Below are 16,261 nucleotides of genomic sequence, written 5' to 3'. Positions count from 1 at the left end.
CGACGGGACGGCCGCACGGCCCCTTGGGACGCCGCCGGACGAGGCCTCCGCAGAGGGGGTCGTTCGCCAGAAGGGGCCTTCCGGAGAAGGGGGCGCCCGGAGAAGGAAAAGACAAAGGCCGTCGTGGTGTCGGCACCCACGACGGCCCCCCGATGGTGGAGCACGGCGGCCGGTCAGACCGCCAGGTGGTCGAACTCCCCGTCCTTCGCCCCCAGCAGCAGGGCGGCGATCTCGGCCCGGGTGTAGATGAGGGCCGGTCCGTCCGGGAAGCGCGAGTTGCGCATCGCCACGTCGCCGCCCGGCAGGGCCGCGAATTCAACGCAATTGCCCTGGGAGTTGCTGTGCAGACTCTTCTGCCAGACCACCCCCTGGAGATCGGCGGCGGCCATCCCGTTGTAGGTGTCGTACGAACCGTTCGTGTCCTGCGAGTCGTGCATAGAAGTCTCCCGAAGAGCTCCGGAGTTGTCGTCCAGCGCGGCGCCCCCGGCACCGCCGAAACGAACGGACCGGCCCCGTACCGGTCCGGCACAACGCCTCACTTGACGCGATGATAGCTGCAGTGCACGTGCATCAGCACGAGACATTGCAGGTGCACGAGGCCTTTTATTCGCAGGCGCGAACTCTTCACGGACCCTTCTCCTGACGGTACGTAAACGGACATAGCCGATGGAATCGCCGGGTTCGCGATAACCGGCCGTGAGCACTTCCCCGCCGAATGTTGATCTTCGAATGCCGGGAGTCGCGCGCCCGTGACCCTCAGTCAAACCACCCCTGTGCTGTGAGACATCTCACGCGCCCCGGGTGCAACGCCCGCCCCTCGGATCACGTCGAGGCAACCACGGGCGACCGTACGGGGGTTGGGCGAAGAATGTCCGGATTGTAGGCAAAGCGCCCGGACCGGCGCCGAGGACGCGCCGGGTCCGCACCGCGCTCGCGTGAATCCCGCACGGCAGCCGACTGCAAGCCTGACGGGCAGATGTCCTACGATCTCCGGCATGAGCACCGCAGCCATCCCGGGCGCGCCACTGCCCGTCCGCACTCCAGGCTCCCGTGCGCGGGGGCGCCACCGTCGTCCCGAGCGCCCCGAGATCCCGGCCGGCGCCCCGGCCCTGGTGCTCGCCGTGCCCGCGACCGCCGGGCCCGAGTCCCGCTCGGTCGTCGAGGAGCTGCTCTCGATCGTCCGCACCGAGCAGAACGGCGTCCAGACCGCGGTCGGCTACCTCCCGGGTGACGGCACCGAGGGCGCGGACGGCGAGGACCGCACCGTGGCCGAGCTGCTGACCCTGGCCGCCGAGGCCGGGCTTCCGATGCCCGTCCTGGTGCCGCTGGTGCCCGGCCCGCACACCTTCCTGACCGAGCTTCACGCGCTCGCCGCCGAGTACGGCGCGCCCGTCACCGACCCGCTGGGCCCGCACCCGCTGCTGGCCGAGGCCGTGCACGTCCGGCTGTCCGAGGCCGGGCTGGCCCGGGCCGACCGCGCCCGGCTGTTCGCCATCGCGACCGCCGCGGACGGCGTGGTGCTGACCACCGTCGGCGGCGAGGACGCTGCCGCCGCGGCCGGCATCACCGGCGTGCTGCTGGCCGCCCGACTGGCCGTGCCGGTCGTCGCCGCCGCGCTCGACGTGCCCGGCTCGGTGGCCGCGGCCGTCAACCACCTCAAGGAGACCGGCTCGCAGCGCCCGGCGCTGGCCCCGCTGGTGATCGGCCCGGAGGCGGACTCCGAGCTGCTCGCCACCGCCGCCGAGGAGACCGGCTGCCCGTCGGCCGCGCCGCTGGGCTCGTACCCGTCGGTCGGCCAGCTGATCGCCTCCACGTACCTGGCCGCGCTGCCCACGCCGTCCCCGGAGGACCTGGCGCGGGCCGAGGCGGAGGCGGCGGCCGCCGCCGAGGCCGAGGGGGTCACGGAGGGTGCTCGCGGCGCCCACGCGGCCGCCGAGGCGCCCGCCGGGCAGTAGTTCGACTCCGCGCGCCGCTCGGCGCGCTCCGAAGGGCCCGGAACGGCTTGCGTTCCGGGCCCTTCGCTCTATCCCTCCCACCGCCCGCGCGTCGTCCCTCCCGGATCGCCCCTCCCGCGTCACCCTCCCGCCCGGATGCGGACGGCAATGACGACGATGACGCGAAAAATAGCGCGGAATGTCCGTTCTGGTGGCATTTGAAAGGGAATAGGGAGCGCAGGCCCAGGTGTTCGAATCGCGCCCACTCCCCCACCGCCAGGGTGCGCCGGCTCCGCGACTCGGCGCGGTGTCACATCAGCTCTGAGGTGGAGCCAGTTGTCGACTTCAGCAACGGCATTGCCCGAAAACGATCATTTACGATCATGGATGGCGGCAATTTTGGCAGTTCCCACTAAACCGTGATGCGCATCACAGTGGTTTGCAGTTTGAACTTGAGTCTGATTAACGTGCTCCCCGTTCGTGACCACACGAACCCGGTTCATCCGCAACGCCGAGTCCTGCCGTCGGATGTCCTGGCAGCGCGAAAACGCACCACGGCAGGAGCGGGGGACCCACAGGTAAGTCGCCCCGGACCGGTCTGCGGAACGGTCCAGGGCTAGGGGTGAAGCCGCGCCCACCGGCGCGGCCGGGCAACTCCAGCCCGAATCCGACAGCTCACCTCGCAGGCGTGGGAGAGGACTCCGTCTTCATGCTGCCCACCAACGGCACCAGCCTGCCCGGCCGAACCCGCCGCGTGATCGCCGCCCTCGGCGTCGCGGGCGTCGGCCTCACCGTCCCCTGCCTCACCCCGGGCACCGCCTCGGCCGCCTCCGTCGCCACCTGGGACAAGGTCGCCCAGTGCGAGAGCGGCGGCAACTGGAGCATCAACACCGGCAACGGCTTCTACGGCGGCCTCCAGTTCACCTCCAGCACCTGGTCCGCCTTCGGCGGCACCGCCTACGCGACGCGCGCCGACCTGGCCACCAAGGACCAGCAGATCGCGATCGCCGAGAAGGTCCTCGCCTCGCAGGGCCCGGGTGCCTGGCCCGTCTGCTCCGTCAAGGCCGGCCTGGCCAAGGGCGGCACCCCGGCCGCCGTCGACACCTCGGCGGGCTCGGCCACGGGCTCGACCCCTTCCAAGCCCGCCGCGCCCGTCCAGAGCGCCAAGCCGGCCACTCCGGCCGCGACGCCCCAGGCCCCCGCCGCGAAGCCCGCCGCGCCCGCCCAGGACGGCGCGCAGGCCACCGCCTCCGGCAACCGCGGCGACTGGGTCCAGAAGCGTCAGCAGCAGGCCCAGGGCGGCGACTACACCGTGGTCGAGGGCGACTGGCTGTCCTCGATCGCCGACCAGCACAATGTGCGGGGCGGCTGGCAGCGGCTGTACGAGCTCAACCGCGGCACCCTGACCGAGGGCCCGGACACCATCTACCCGGGCCAGCAGCTGTCCTTCGGCGGTGCGACCGGCTCGGACTCCACCGGGTCCGACCGCTCCCAGAAGTCCGGCCAGTCCGCGAACGGCGGTGCCGTGAACGCCCAGCCGACCGCGCAGACCCCGGCCCCGGCCGCCAAGCCGGCCGCCAAGCCCGCGCCGCAGGCCCAGACCCAGGCTCCGGCCGCCACTGGCAGCATGGCCGCCGCGGTCGCCTTCGCCGAGTCGAAGGTCGGTCAGGCGTACGTCTACGGTGGCACCGGCAACGGCGGCTGGGACTGCTCCGGTCTGACCCAGGCCGCGCTGCGCGCCGCGGGCATCTCCGTCCCGCGCGTCGCCGCCGACCAGGCCGCCGCCAGCACCCACGTCTCGCTGGACAGCCTCAAGCCGGGCGACCTGCTGTTCTGGTCCAACAACGGCAAGGACTCCGGCGTCTACCACGTCGCGATCTACGTCGGCAACGGCAAGTACGTCGAGGCCGCCAACCCGAGCTCGGGCGTCCGCGAGCAGAGCATCGCCAACTGGGCCCCGGACTTCGCCGGCCGGGTCTGAGAACGGCGCGCAGTCGGACAGCCGACGGGCCTCAGGTAACAGGTAACAGGTAACAGATTTCATCATCTGTCAGCTGTCGCCCGAACGCTGACCACCCACCGCCCCCGGGGAGAGTCTGGTCGCTCTCCCCGGGGGTTCCGACGTACCTCCGGCCATATCCCCGTGGTGGATCCCCGCTCCAACGGGCATGCTGCTGCTCTGCACCCGAGGACACCCGAGGAGGAGTCCACATGGCCCAGGTCACCGTCACCCTCGACGCGAACCTCGCGATCGACGTGATGATGCTCTCCGGCACCAAGAACCCCCAGGACGCCGTCGAACTGGTCCTGCGCGACTACCTGGCCCGCGGCCGCCGCACCGAGACCCGGACCGGCGACGCGACCGACGGGCACTGCCTGACCGCCGACGGGCCGACCACCCAGGAGGGCTGACCACCCGACGGCCGCCACGACCACCGACGGCCGCCACGACCGGCCGCGCGCACGCCGAAGGGCCCCGGAGGGCAACCGCCCTCCAGGGCCCGTACGTCGGCCGCGGCCGCCGGCGCTCAGCGCGCGCAGGCCCCCGTGGACCCGCGCATCACCAGCTCCGGCTGGAACATGAACTCGCCCCGCTGGGCGGCGTTTCCGCCGACCTCCTCCAGCAGCGCGTCGACCGCCGCCGTGGCCATCGCCTCGACCGGCTGGCGGATCGTGGTCAGCGGCGGCTCGGTGAAGGCGATCAGCGGCGAGTCGTCGAACCCGACCACCGACACGTCCTGCGGCACCGACAGCCCGCGCTGGCGCACCGCCCGGATCGCCCCGAGCGCCATCATGTCGCTCCCGCAGACGATCGCCGTGCAGCCCTTGTCGAGCAGCGCGCCGGCCGCCGCGTGCCCGCCCTCCACGCTGAACAGCGTGTGGTGGACGAGGTTCTCGGCCGCCTCCCCGCTGTGCCCGAGCACCTCGCGCATCGCCGCCGTGAAGCCCTCGATCTTGCGCAGCACCGGCACGTACCGGCGCTGCCCGACGGCCAACCCGATCCGCTCGTGCCCGAGTTCGGCCAGGTGCTGGACGGCCATCCACATCGCGGCCCGGTCGTCCGGCGAGATGAAAGGCGCGTCGATTTTCTCGCTGTAGCCGTTGATCAGCACGAACGGCACCCCGCGTCCGGCCAGCCGGGCGTAGCGGTCGTGGTCGGCGGTGCTGTCGGCGTGCAGTCCGGAGACGAAGACGATGCCCGCCACTCCCCGGTCCACCAGCATGTCCACGAGTTCGTCCTCGGTGGACCCGCCCGGCGTCTGGGTGCACAGCACCGGGGTGTAGCCGTGCCGGCTGAGCACCTGCTCGATCACCTGGGCCAGCGCCGGGAAGATCGGGTTGCTCAGCTCCGGCGTGATCAGACCGATCAGCCCGGCGCTGCGCTGGCGCAGGCGGGTCGGCCGCTCGTACCCGAGCACGTCCAGCGCCGCCAGAACGGTCTGCCGGGTGGCGGCGGAAACGTTCGCCTTGCCGTTGAGCACGCGGGAGACGGTGGCTTCGCTGACCCCCGCCTGCGCCGCGATGTCTGAGAGTCGCGCCGTAGTCACGGTCCCAGAGCCTATTCCAACCACGTCAGACCGCCCACCAGCCGGTGCTGTCCGGTGCGAGCACCGTCTCGCCGCCGTCCACCACGAGGTCGGCCGAGGCGAGCAGCAGCGCGCCCGGGGCCGCGATCCGCACCGGCTCGCCGGTGGTGTTCACGGTGCAGACGAAGGCGCCGCGGCGGAACGCCAGGGTGCCCTCGGGGCTCTCCAGCCACTCGACCCCGGTGCCGGCGCCGAGGTCGGGCTGGGCCCGGCGGACGGCCAGCGCGCTGCGGTAGAGCTCCAGGGTGGAGGTCGGGTCGCCGGTCTGCGCCTCGACGCTCAGCCCGGCCCACTCGGCCGGCTGCGGCAGCCAGGACGGTCCGCCGGCGACCGGGCCGAAGCCGTACGGGGCCTCGGTGCCGGACCACGGGATCGGGACGCGGCAGCCGTCGCGGTAGCCGTCCTGGCCGGCCTGGCGGAAGAACGACGGGTCCTGGCGGACCTCGTCGGGCAGGTCGGTGACGTCCGGCAGGCCGAGCTCCTCGCCCTGGTAGACGTACGCCGAGCCGGGCAGCGCGAGCATCAGCAGGGTGGCGGCGCGGGCGCGGCGCAGGCCGAGTTCGCGGTCGCCGGGGGTGCGGATCTGGGTGCCCAGGCCTGGCTCGTTGGCGAACCGGGTGGCGTGCCGGGTGACGTCGTGGTTGGACAGCACCCAGGTGGTGGGGGCGTCGACCGGGCGCATCGAGTCGAGCGAGAGGTCGATCACCTCGCGCAGCGCGGTGGCGTCCCAGTCGGTGCCCAGGTACTGGAAGTTGAAGGCCTGGTGCAGCTCGTCCGGGCGGACGTAGTTGGCGGTGCGCTGGACGGTCGGGGTCCAGGCCTCGGCGACGCCGATCCGCTGGCCCGGGTACTCGTCGAGGATCCTGCGCCAGCTGCGGTAGATCTCGTGCACGCCGTCCTGGTCGAAGAACGGCATGACGTCGTTGCCGAGCAGCTTGAGCTGGTCGGAGCCGCCGAGGTCGGGCAGGCCGGGGGCCTTGACCAGGCCGTGGGCGACGTCGATGCGGAAGCCGTCCACGCCCATGTCGAGCCAGAACCGCAGGATCGAGCGGAACTCGTCGGCGACGGCCGGGTTCTCCCAGTTGAAGTCGGGCTGTTCCGGGGCGAACAGGTGCAGGTACCAGTCGCCGGGGGTGCCGTCCGGGTTCTCGGTGCGGGTCCAGGCCGGGCCTCCGAAGATGGACTCCCAGTCGTTGGGCGGCAGTTCGCCCTGCTCGCCCTTGCCGGGGCGGAAGTGGTAGCGCTCCCGCAGCGGGGATCCGGGGCCCTCGCGCAGCGCGCGCTGGAACCACTCGTGCTGGTCCGAGGAGTGGTTGGGGACGAGGTCGACGATGATCCGCAGGCCCAGGTCGTGGGCGTCCCGGATGAGGGCGTCGGCGTCCAGCAGGGTGCCGAACATCGGGTCCACCGCGCGGTAGTCGGCGACGTCGTAGCCGGCGTCCGCCTGCGGCGAGGCGTAGAACGGCGAGAGCCAGACCGCGTCCACCCCGAGGTCGCGCAGGTAGGGCAGGCGGCTGCGGATGCCGGGCAGGTCGCCCATGCCGTCGCCGTTGGAGTCGGCGAAGCTGCGCGGGTACACCTGGTAGATGACCGCGTCCCGCCACCAGCCTCTGGACGCGCTGACGTTCGCCTCGTGAGCGGTGTCGGCGGCAGGCCGGGAGGTGTCGGCCAGGTTCTGGGTCATGGACGGTATCCCTTGGGGACTAGAGGAGCGGAAGGCGCTGGGATGTGGAGGCGCGTGACGACGCGGCGGCGCGCTACGACTTGGAGGCACCGGCGGTCAGTCCGGTGACCAGGTGGCGCTGCACCAGGTAGAAGAAGGCCGCGGAGGGGATCGCGATCAGCACGGCGGTCGCGGCCATCAGGTTCCACTGGGCGTCGTGCTCGCTGACGAAGGTCTGGAGGCCCACGGCCAACGTGTACTTGTCGGAGCTGAGCATGAACGTGGAGGCGAACGGCACCTCGGCCCAGTAGGTGAGGAAGGAGTAGAAGGCCGCCACCGCCAGGCCCGGGCGGGCGAGCGGCAGCACCAGGCGCCAGAAGGTGCCGAACGGGCTGAGCCCGTCGACCCGGCCGGCCTCGTCGATCTCGACCGGGATGGTGTCGAAGTAGCCCTTCAGCAGCCAGGCGCAGTACGGCACGGTGGTGGTCGAGTAGACCAGGATCAGGCCGGTGTAGCTGTCCAGCAGGCCGAGTTCGGAGAGCATCGTGTACATCGGCACGATCAGCACCGCGATCGGGAACATCTGGGTGACCAGCAGCGACCACATCAGCGGCTTGTGCCCGGGGAACTTCATCCGGGACACGGCGTAGCCGGTGGTGGCGGCGAGCATCACGCCGAACACGGTGGTGATGCCGGAGACCAGCAGGGCGTTGCCGAACCAGGTGAAGAAGTCGGTGTCGGACAGCACGTGCTGGTAGTTCGACAGCGTCAGCTTGTCGAAGATCTGGCCGGGGTGGAGGTAGTCGGTCTTGTCCGGGCCGAGCGAGACGAACAGGATCCACGCGACCGGGAACAGCGCGATCAGGCCGGCCAGGATCAGGGTGCCGTGGGACAGCGCCCGGGCCAGCGGGCTGCGCTCGCCGCGGCGGCGGGCCTTGGCGGGCCGGGCCGCCGGGGCCCCCGCGCGGGTCGGGAGTTCGGTGGTGGTGCTCATCGGGTTACCTGCCTTCGTGGGTCAACTGGGTCCGGGGCCTCAGCCGTTGGCCTGCTCGTTGCGAGCGAGCCAGCGCCGGTAGAAGGCGGTGAAGACGATCAGGATGGACAGCAGGATCACGCCGTAGGCGGCGGACTGCGCGTAGTCCCGGGGGATCTGGCCGAAGCCGAGCCGGTACGCCCAGGTGACCAGCAGCTGGGCGTCGGGGGCGCCGGTGCCGAACAGCAGGAAGATCACGTTGAACTGGTTGAACGTCCAGATCACGCCGAGCAGCACGACCGTGGAGGAGACGGAGCGCAGCCCTGGCAGGGTGACGTACCGGAAGCGCTGCCAGGCGCTGGCGCCGTCCATCTCGGCGGCCTCGTACAGCTCGGCAGGGATCGACTGGAGTCCGCCGAGCAGCGAGATCATCATGAACGGCACGCCGGCCCAGGTGTTCACCATGATCGCGGCCGCCTTCTGCGCCCACGGATCGGTGAGCCAGCCCGGCTCGGGCAGGTGCAGGAAGGAGAGGATGCCGTTGACGACGCCGCCGTCGGCGAGCATCAGGCGCCAGGAGAAGACGGTCACGAAGGTCGGTACGGCCCAGGGCAGGATGAGCAGCATCCGGTAGGCGGCGCGGCCGCGCATCTTCTGGTTGAGCAGCAGCGCGAGACCGAGGCCGAGGGTGTAGTGCAGGAAGACGCAGACCGCCGTCCAGGCGATGGTCCAGACGAAGTGCGACCAGAAGCGGTCGTACGAGCCGGGGCCCCACAGGATGTCGGCGTAGTTGTGGAAGCCGACGAACTCGTAGCTCGCCGGGATCTCGTTGACGCCGATCTTGCGGGCCACGTTGAGGCTGTTGGCGTCGGTGAGCGTGAGCCAGATGCCCTCGGCGAGCGGGTAGAGCACCAGCACGCCGAGCACCAGCACGACCGGCGCGATCATCGCGTAGGCGTACCAGTGCTTGGAGTAGGAGCGCTTCACGCGTTCCAGCAGGCCCGGACGCTGCTCGCGCTCCCGGCTGCCCTTGTCGGTGGCGCCCTGCACGGCGACTGACATCGTTTGCACCTTCTCGGGGGGATTCTCGGGGGAGCCGACGGCCCGGCCCGCCGGAGGGGTGACGGGTGGCGGTGGCGGTGGCGGTGGCAGGAGACAGCGGACGACGGACAGCGAACAGATGACAACTGACAGATGATGAAATCTGTTCTCTGTTATTCGTTCGCCGTCCCGCGTCCGTCGTCACCCGTTCACGGTCACCCGTTCACGGTCACCCGTCGGCCGGCGGGCCGGGCACAGGGACTACTTGGCGAAGCCCGGCAGGAGCTTGGCGTAGTCGATGGCGACGGTGTTCAGCGCGTCCTGGGTGCTCGTGCCCTGGACGACCTTGCCCAGGTTGGTGTTCAGCGAGGCCAGCAGCGAGCTGTACTCCGGCAGTTCGGGGCGCGGCTTGGCGCTGCTCAGCACGGCCTGGAAGCCGGCGATGCCCGGGTCGGCCTTGACGTCGGCGGTGAAGGCGTCGGAGCGGGTCGGCAGGGTGGCGTTCTTCTGCGCGATGAACGCCTGGCTCTCGGCCGAGGTCATGAAGGCGGCGAACTTCTCCGCGGCGGCCTTGTGGGCCTTGTCGGCGCCCGCGTAGACGGAGATGTTGTGGCCACCGGTCGGGGCGCCGCCCTTGCCGGCGGAGCCGCCCGGGACGGCGGCGATGCCGAGGTTGCTCTTGTCCGCGAAGGCCGAGCCCTTGTAGACGTTGGTGATCTCCCAGGGGCCCTGGATGATCGCCGCGACCTTGCCGCTGTTGAAGGCGTCCATCATGTGCGCGTAGGCGTCGGTGGTCACGTCGGCCTTGGCGGTGCCGGGCGAGGTGAACATCGTCTTGTAGGTCTCGACGGCCTTGACGGCCTCCGGCGAGGTGATGGTGATCTTCTTGCCGGCGGCGTCGACGGTGTCGGTGCCCTCGCCGAACAGGAACGGCAGCGCGTAGTAGCCGTCCGCGGCCTTCAGCCAGAAGCCGTCCACGCCCGCCTTGTCCTTGACGGCGGCGGCGTCGGTCTTCAGCTCGTCCCAGGTCTTCGGCGCCTCGGTGATGCCCGCCTTGGCGAACAGCTCCTTGTTGTACATCAGGCCGAGGGTGTCGGTCACCAGCGGGACACCGTACAGCTTGCCCTCGTACTTGGCCTGCTGGACCAGGCTCGGCTGGAAGGCGGAGGTGTCGGCGGCGGCCGGGGTGCCGTCCAGCGGCTCGAGGTAGCCGGCCTTGGCGAAGGCGGCGGTCCAGCCGACCTCGGAGCGGAACACGTCCGGAGCGCCCTTGGCCCCCATGGCGGTCTGCAGCTTGTTCTGCGCCTGGTCGAACGGGACGTTGACGAAGTCGACCTTGATGTTCGGGTTCGCAGCCTCGAACTTCTTGACGAGCTCCTGGTAGTTCGGCGCCTCGTTGGTGGCGTTCGACGTGTCCCAGTACGTGAGGGTGACCGGCCCGTCGGCCTTGCCGTCGGAGCTGGAGCCGCTGCTGCTACAGGCAGCCATCGAGACCGCGAGGGCCACAACGAGGGCAGAGGCCGCGATGCCACGCCGCATGAGAACTCCTTGGGAGGGTGGGGGTGCCCGAGATGTTCGGAGACAGGCGCATAATGTGGCTGCCTCGTACCGACCGCACCGTTGCTGCCGTCGGGCTCGGGAAGGAAGTTAACAGCGGCACAAGAAGGACGGAAAGTCCTTGCAGCAAGTTTCTGCAAGAAACCGCGATCGTTACGCCCGCGTGTCCTTGACGTTGCCGCACGGTAGTTGATGGCAGCACCGATTGCCCGAATTCGTCCGATTCGCCCCGCTGTGGACTGGCTGACGAAACCACCGTCCGTGGCCGAAAACGGCCTGCAGCAGACTGGACGCATGCGAATCAGAGCCGTCACCAGGGACGAACTTCCGCTGCTCACCGAGCTGGAGCGGGCCGCCGGCGCACCCTTCGCCGCGATCGGCATGCCCGAGATCGCCGAGGACGACCCCCCCGCGCCGCAGGAGCTGGCGCACTACCTGGACCGGGGCGTCGCCCTGGTCGCCGAGGCCCCCGACGGAACCGTCGCCGCCTACCTGCTGGCCGAGCCGGTGGACGGCGCGCTCCACATCGAACAGGTCTCCGTACACCCCGACCACGCTCGCCGCGGCATCGGCCGGGCGCTGATCGAGCACCTCGCCGAGACCGCCGACGCCCCCGCGCTCACCCTCACCACCTTCGCCGAAGTGCCCTGGAACGCCCCCTACTACGCCCGCTGCGGCTTCCGCCCGCTGGCCGGGGAGGAACTCACCCCCGGCCTGCGCGAGATCCGCCGCAAGGAGGCCGAGCACGGTCTGGACCGCTGGCCCCGGCTCTGCATGCGCCGGGACCTGCGGCCGTAGGACCGAACCACCGGTCGACCGGTAGGGCCCGACTCACCGATCGGCCCCCACCGATCGGCCCTACCGGTCGGTCCCCAGCCGGAGCACGGTCGTCGAACGGAACTCCTCCCCCGGCCGCAGCTCCGTACTGGGGAACGCCGGGTGGTGCGGGGAGTCCGGGAAGTGCTGGGTCTCCAGCGCGATCCCGGCGAACGGCCCGTACGGGACGCCCCTCGCGCCGGTGACCGTGCCCTGGAACTTGTTCGCCGTGTAGACCTGGATGCCCGGCTCGGTGGTCAGCACCTCCAGGGTGCGGCCGCTGACCGGGTCCTCCAGTCGCGCCGCCCGCGCCGGGCTGCCGTCCGCCGGCCGGGCGCGCAGCACCCAGTTGTGGTCGTAGCCCCCCGGCCCGGTCAGCTGGGGGTGCTCGTCGTGCACCGACTTGCCGACCGGCGTGGCCAGCGTGAAGTCGAACGGCGTGCCGGCCACCGGCTCGGTCCTGCCGTACGGGATCTGCCGCTCGTCGGCCGGGGTGTAGGCGTCGGCGTCCAGGGTGAGCAGGTGGCCGAGGACGTCGCCGCTGCCTTCACCCGAGAGGTTGAAGTAAGCGTGGTTGGTCAGGTTGACGACGGTCGGCTTGCCGGTGACGGCGCGGTAGGCGATCACCAGCTCACCGGAGGCGGCCAGGGTGTACGTGACGGTGACGTCCATCGCCCCCGGGAAGCCCTGGTCCCCGTCCGGGCTGTGCAGTGCCAGCCGCACCCCGCCCTCGACCTGCTCGGCCTCCCACATCCGGTGCGCGAAGCCGTCCGGACCGCCGTGGATGGTCATGCCGCCACCGGTCCCGGCGAGCTGGTGCTCCTCGCCGTCGATGGTGACCGACGAGCGGTCGATCCGGTTGGCGTACCGGCCCACCACCGTGCCGTAGTGCCGGGCCGGGCCGAGGATCTCGGCCAACCGGTCGGTGGACAGCAGTAGTTGGGCGGAGCGGCCGGCGCGGTCCGGTGCGCTGAGGGTGTGCAGCGTCGCGCCGAGGGTGAGCACGCTCGCCTCGTACGGGCCGGCCGTGAGCGTCCAGCGGCCGATCGCGGCGCCGGCGCCCGAGGGCTCCAGGGGTTCCTGCCGCACGCTGGTGGCCTCGCTCGCCATTGGCCTGCTCCTCACTGGCGGCCCGGTCGCACCGCGGCCGCCCGGTTCCGGGTCCGTCGAGGGGGCGCCGCGGCAGCCCCGTCTCGGTCAGCCTAGCGACGGCAGGCGCGGCGCAGGCGCTTCCGCGCACCCACGCGCCGCCGCGCGCGCCGCCGTCCACCACTTGGGCCCCTGGCCACCCGGCAGGCACCGGCTGGACACCCGTCAGGCACCGGCTACGCGCCCGTCAGGCACCACCGCTCGAGACCCCGCCGCCCGAGACCCTGCGGCCACCGACCGCCACGCGCCACCCGCTCCTAGTCGTCCAGGTCCTCCAACCAGCCCGCGTCCCGCTGCTGCTGCGGCAGCCCGAGCGCCGAGGCCAGCCCGTCCGGCCCGCTGCCCGCCTTGCGGTAGACCGCCGCCAGCCGACGGTTGACCAGGCCGATCGGCACCCCGAGCTCGTCGGCGATCCGCTGCGGCGGCACGCCCTGCACGGCCCGCTTGGCGACCTCCCACTCCGCGCTGCTGAGCGTGTCGATGGTCTCCCGGAAGTCGCGCAGCCCCAGCCGGTTGGGCCGCAGGCCGTAGTTGGCCAGCTCCCGCCGGGCCCGGTCGACCAACCCCTCCGCGGAGCAGTGCTGGGCCAGTTCGATGCCCTGGTACAGGTACTCCTGGGCGTCGTCCAGCCGTCCGACCCGCCGCAGCGCGGCGCCCAGGTCGACCAGCGCGACGGCGTGCTCGTAGCCGGCCGGGGACTGCCCGAGGTACGTCACGGCGTCCTCCAGCAGCTCGACCGCCGCCTGGCCGTCCTCGATCCTGGCCTGCAGGCGCAGCGCGCTGCCGATCGCCGAGGCGGTGCCGAAGGCGCGGGCGTCCATGACCGCCTGTTGGGCGTACTCGCGGGCCCGCTCGGGCTCGTCGCGCGCGATCGCGATGGCGAGGTGGCCGGCCCAGGGCGCCCAGACGGTGTTGCGCCAGCCGCGGACCTCCAGTTGGGCGCCGGCCTCGGTGAGCGCGGCGGCCGCGCCCGCGTACTTCTCCTTGGCGACCAGCAGCTTGCCGTACAGCGAGGCGGCGTCCGGCAGCACCATGGCCGTCGAGTGGTACGGCGGGTGGAAACCGAACTCGTTGGCCAGGTTCCAGGCCTCGTCGACCCGGCCCCGGGCGATCAGGGTGTCGACCAGCACACCGATCGCGTCCCAGGCCAGCGGAAGCTTCTCCCCGATCCGCTCGGAGATGCGGTACGCCCGGCGAAGGAAGTCCTCGGCCTCGGCGAGCAGGCCGCGGCGGAACCGGGCCAGGCCCATCAGGAAGTAGGCGAAGCCCCGGTGGGCACCGCTCCAACCGGCGATCTCGAACTGGATGATGGCGTCCGCGGCCAGCCTTTCGGCCTGGGCGATGCGGTCGTTGTAGATGTACGTCAGGCCGAGCATCGAGGGCAGTTCGAAGCCCCAGGTGGTGTCGGTCCAGCCGAGGCCCTTGGGGAGTCGGCCGACGTCGAGGACCTCGTCGGCGAGCGCGAGCGCCTCGGCGGAGGGGGCGCCGCACAGGGTGAGGTCCCAGGCGCGCATGGCGAGCACGGCCCGGTCGGCCGCCTCCCGGCCGCCCAGGTTGCGGCACATCTCGCCGAGCCGGGCGGAGCGGCCGGGGCCGTCCTCCTCGGACTTGCGGAAGGCGTGCCACATGAACGAGGCGGCCTGGAGCCGCTGGCGCGCGGCCGGGTCGGCGGTGCGCTCGGCCTCGTCCTGGCAGACCACGGCGGCCTGGCCCAGCTCACCGGCGTGGGCGAGCACCTCGGAGAGCCGGAAGGTGGCGTCCACGCGCAGTGCGGGGCGCAGCGGCACCTCGTCGGGGTCGAGGGCCAGCTTGAGCTGGTTGACGGTGGCGACGGGGTCGGTGAGCAGTGCGGAGCAGCCGAGTTCGTACAGCACCTCGGCCTTGATCTCGTCGGCGGGCGGCTCGTTGAGCGCGCGGTGCAGACAGCGCTGGGCGGCCTCGGGGGCGCCGATCAGCTGGTGTTCGACGGCGGCGCGGCGGAGCTTCTTGACGATCCGGTCGTCGCCCTCGCCGGAGTGGGTCTCGACCAGGTGGCGGGAGGCGGCGAGCAGGCCGAGTCCGGCGTTCTCGATCTCGGCGGCGGCGATGCCGTGCATCCCGAGGCGGGTGGCGTCCGGCATGGTGTTGTAGATGGAGCTGGCGATCAGCGGGTGGACGAACTCCAGGTTCCCGTTGGGGGTCTGGGTCAGCACGCGCTGCTTGCGCAGTTGCTTGATGGCCTCGCGGGCGCCCTCGGTGCTCAGGGTGGAGATCCGGGTGGCGAGGTCGACCCGGATGTCGGTACCCAGCATCGCGCAGGCCCAGGCGAAGCGCAGGGTGCTGGCGCCGAGCCGGTCCAGCCAGCTCTTGAGGGTCATCCCGGCGGCGTCGACGGCGAGTTCGCGCAGCTGCCGGGAGTTCTCCTCGACGGGTTCGAGCTCCTGCTCGCGGACCTGGTCGAGCAGGGTGTTGGCCTCGAACGGGTTGCCGTTGACGACGTTCCAGAACTCGTAGCAGAAGGCGTCCTCGGCCTTGTCGCCGAGCTCGGCGCGGATCATGTCGGTGACGGAGTTGAGGGAGAGCCGGTTGAGTTCGTGCTTGCGACCCTTGAGCGCGAGGACGTCCCGGCGGAAGTCCTGGGTCTCGGCGGGCCAGTCGTTCTCGTCCTCCCGGAAGGCGAAGACGAGCAGGACAGGAAGTTCACTCGATCGGATGGCGAACTTGGTCAGCCAGGAGAGTGACTCCCCGTCCGCCCAGTGCAGGTCGTCGACGATCATCACCATCGGCGCGCGGCGCGGCGCGAGCTGGGTGATGACGTAGTCGAGGCCGTCGCGCACGCCCTGCGGGTCGAGGCGGCGGGCACCGACCTTGGGCTGCTTCAGACCCATGGCCGGCCCGACGACCTCCTCCCAGGTGCCCATGACCTGGCTGAACACGTCGGGCTTCAGGTCGGTGAGCACGGGCTGGAGCAGCTGGCGCAGCACGTGGTACGGCTCCTTGAACTGCCGTTCGCCGCCTCGGGCGAACAGCACGGTGGCGCCGTCGCGGACCTTGGCGAGCCGCCGGACCTCGTGCAGCAGACTGGTCTTGCCGATGCCGGGGCGGCCGGAGAAGGTGAGCAGGTCACCGATCTCGGTGCCGCCGGCGGCGAAGCCGCGGCAGAGCCGGTCGACGGCGGCCTCCACCGAGCGCAGTTCGGCGTCGCGGTCTCGCAACCGGACCCGGGGCGCGGTGACGTCGCCGTCGGGGGCGGAACCAGCACCCGCCCCAATTGCGTTCTCCTGCTCGGTCACCCTCGCGCCTCCGCCTCGCCCGCTCGCGTCACAGCTCCATCACTGCGTGGAGCCGAGGTTAGCGCCGCACGGACCTTCCCGTGGGGCATTCGTGCAGGCTGGGGCGGACGGTGGGGGTTCGGGCGTACCGTCGAGGGCAATCGCCCAATATCCCTAACGTCCGATCATTGCATCAGATACCCTACGGCCTTCGAGGCGCAGATGATCTTGCGAAATCCGCCCCCAGCACTCGCGCCCCTCCGCGTCAACTCCCCACACCGACAGTGCTC

General features: G+C 71.4%; 12 protein-coding genes and 1 riboswitch. Of the genes, 4 read left to right on the top strand and 8 right to left on the bottom strand.

Annotated elements, in window-relative coordinates; genetic code table 11:
• Positions 1-173 precede the first annotated feature (173 nt).
• Positions 174-437 carry a DUF397 domain-containing protein gene (locus tag ACWDBE_RS17055; protein WP_449808422.1) on the bottom strand — a complete coding sequence of 88 codons (264 nt, stop codon included), beginning with the start codon at positions 435-437 and terminating at the stop codon, positions 174-176.
• A gap of 558 nt (positions 438-995) precedes the next feature.
• On the opposite strand from ACWDBE_RS17055, the gene ACWDBE_RS17050 reads away from it, so the two are divergent.
• The 3 genes from ACWDBE_RS17050 to ACWDBE_RS17040 all read left to right on the top strand — a co-directional run bounded on the left by ACWDBE_RS17050 (position 996) and on the right by ACWDBE_RS17040 (position 4,346).
• Entirely contained in the window at positions 996-1,955 is a 960-nt protein-coding gene (locus tag ACWDBE_RS17050; protein ID WP_449808421.1) for a sirohydrochlorin chelatase, read from the top strand.
• Between the two features lie 517 nt (positions 1,956-2,472).
• Positions 2,473-2,636, top strand: a riboswitch (cyclic di-AMP (ydaO/yuaA leader).
• Positions 2,623-3,915 (top strand): transglycosylase family protein, encoded by a 1,293-nt coding sequence (locus ACWDBE_RS17045; protein ID WP_449808420.1) that lies wholly within the window; start codon positions 2,623-2,625, stop codon positions 3,913-3,915. (Overlaps the previous riboswitch by 14 nt.)
• A gap of 230 nt (positions 3,916-4,145) precedes the next feature.
• The gene (locus tag ACWDBE_RS17040; RefSeq protein ID WP_449808419.1) at positions 4,146-4,346 is read left to right on the top strand and encodes a hypothetical protein; all 201 of its coding nucleotides are present in this window, start codon (positions 4,146-4,148) and stop codon (positions 4,344-4,346) included.
• Positions 4,347-4,462: 116 nt separating this feature from the next.
• Here the strand turns inward: ACWDBE_RS17040 and ACWDBE_RS17035 are convergent, their stop codons facing one another.
• The 5 genes from ACWDBE_RS17035 to ACWDBE_RS17015 all read right to left on the bottom strand — a co-directional run bounded on the left by ACWDBE_RS17035 (position 4,463) and on the right by ACWDBE_RS17015 (position 10,737).
• On the bottom strand, positions 4,463-5,482 hold the full coding sequence (locus tag ACWDBE_RS17035) for a LacI family DNA-binding transcriptional regulator (protein WP_449788720.1): 1,020 nt from the start codon (positions 5,480-5,482) through the stop codon (positions 4,463-4,465).
• A 25-nt stretch (positions 5,483-5,507) separates the two neighbouring features.
• Positions 5,508-7,205 (bottom strand): glycoside hydrolase family 13 protein, encoded by a 1,698-nt coding sequence (locus ACWDBE_RS17030; RefSeq protein WP_449808418.1) that lies wholly within the window; start codon positions 7,203-7,205, stop codon positions 5,508-5,510.
• 73 nt (positions 7,206-7,278) lie between these two features.
• Entirely contained in the window at positions 7,279-8,178 is a 900-nt protein-coding gene (locus tag ACWDBE_RS17025) for a sugar ABC transporter permease (protein WP_449808417.1), read from the bottom strand.
• A 39-nt stretch (positions 8,179-8,217) separates the two neighbouring features.
• Positions 8,218-9,219, bottom strand: a complete 1,002-nt coding sequence (locus tag ACWDBE_RS17020) for a carbohydrate ABC transporter permease (protein ID WP_449788723.1) — start codon at positions 9,217-9,219, stop codon at positions 8,218-8,220.
• A gap of 240 nt (positions 9,220-9,459) precedes the next feature.
• Entirely contained in the window at positions 9,460-10,737 is a 1,278-nt protein-coding gene (locus ACWDBE_RS17015) for an extracellular solute-binding protein (protein WP_449808416.1), read from the bottom strand.
• A gap of 312 nt (positions 10,738-11,049) precedes the next feature.
• Between ACWDBE_RS17015 and ACWDBE_RS17010 the strand changes: the two genes are divergently transcribed.
• A complete protein-coding gene (locus ACWDBE_RS17010; protein WP_449808415.1) occupies positions 11,050-11,553 on the top strand; it encodes a GNAT family N-acetyltransferase in 504 nt (167 codons plus the stop codon).
• 60 nt (positions 11,554-11,613) lie between these two features.
• Here ACWDBE_RS17010 and ACWDBE_RS17005 read toward each other — a convergent pair whose 3' ends face one another.
• Together ACWDBE_RS17005 and ACWDBE_RS17000 are read right to left on the bottom strand one after the other, a co-directional pair.
• Positions 11,614-12,681: an aldose epimerase family protein gene (locus ACWDBE_RS17005; protein WP_449788726.1), complete on the bottom strand. Its 1,068-nt coding sequence runs from the start codon at positions 12,679-12,681 to the stop codon at positions 11,614-11,616.
• Between the two features lie 296 nt (positions 12,682-12,977).
• Positions 12,978-15,992: an ATP-binding protein gene (locus ACWDBE_RS17000; RefSeq protein WP_449788727.1), complete on the bottom strand. Its 3,015-nt coding sequence runs from the start codon at positions 15,990-15,992 to the stop codon at positions 12,978-12,980.
• Positions 15,993-16,261: the final 269 nt, after the last annotated feature.

This window comes from Kitasatospora sp. NPDC001132, assembly GCF_053598415.1.
This window is presented reverse-complemented; position numbering and strand designations above follow the sequence as displayed.

What these genes read in the sequence shown, in the direction of transcription:
- ACWDBE_RS17010 (WP_449808415.1), top strand. Translation starts at nt 11,050, where the DNA reads ATGCGAATCAGAGCCGTCACCAGGGACGAACTTCCGCTGCTCACCGAG.
- ACWDBE_RS17055 (WP_449808422.1), bottom strand. Translation starts at nt 437, where the DNA reads ATGCACGACTCGCAGGACACGAACGGTTCGTACGACACCTACAACGGG.
- ACWDBE_RS17020 (WP_449788723.1), bottom strand. Translation starts at nt 9,219, where the DNA reads ATGTCAGTCGCCGTGCAGGGCGCCACCGACAAGGGCAGCCGGGAGCGC.
- ACWDBE_RS17030 (WP_449808418.1), bottom strand. Translation starts at nt 7,205, where the DNA reads ATGACCCAGAACCTGGCCGACACCTCCCGGCCTGCCGCCGACACCGCT.
- ACWDBE_RS17005 (WP_449788726.1), bottom strand. Translation starts at nt 12,681, where the DNA reads ATGGCGAGCGAGGCCACCAGCGTGCGGCAGGAACCCCTGGAGCCCTCG.
- ACWDBE_RS17025 (WP_449808417.1), bottom strand. Translation starts at nt 8,178, where the DNA reads ATGAGCACCACCACCGAACTCCCGACCCGCGCGGGGGCCCCGGCGGCC.
- ACWDBE_RS17015 (WP_449808416.1), bottom strand. Translation starts at nt 10,737, where the DNA reads ATGCGGCGTGGCATCGCGGCCTCTGCCCTCGTTGTGGCCCTCGCGGTC.
- ACWDBE_RS17040 (WP_449808419.1), top strand. Translation starts at nt 4,146, where the DNA reads ATGGCCCAGGTCACCGTCACCCTCGACGCGAACCTCGCGATCGACGTG.
- ACWDBE_RS17050 (WP_449808421.1), top strand. Translation starts at nt 996, where the DNA reads ATGAGCACCGCAGCCATCCCGGGCGCGCCACTGCCCGTCCGCACTCCA.